The 366-nt window shown below is 37.7% G+C and carries 1 pseudogene; it reads right to left on the reverse strand.

From position 1 onward, the window contains the following. A pseudogene (locus ACXAGJ_RS24720) lies at positions 1–366 on the reverse strand (hypothetical protein); the annotation flags it as partial.

Genomic DNA, 366 nt, shown 5'->3' on the forward strand with positions numbered 1-366 from the left:
TAATAGTATCCGATGTTTGTCCGTTATCCCATAAAAAAGAGAAGTTTCCATTTCCTCTGTTTACTTCTACCTGTATACTAGCAGTACAGTCCCCATTACATACCAGCGGAGTTATAGTTGCTTCTACAATATCTGGTTGTGTAATCTCATAGGAGTTTTGCAAGCTACAGTTGTTAACATCGGTAATGGTTACCTGATAGGTATCGGCAATAAGATTACTGATGGAGTTAGTATTTCCTACTACACTATTATCAGATAGTCTGATCCAATTAAAGGTATAGGGTTGTTGTCCTCCTTCTATGGTAAGTTGAATACTTCCGTCACTTCCTTGGTAGGCAGATACATTGTTGATGATTTCTTGCTGTA

Source organism: Aquimarina sp. AWH4_224 (assembly GCF_056160245.1).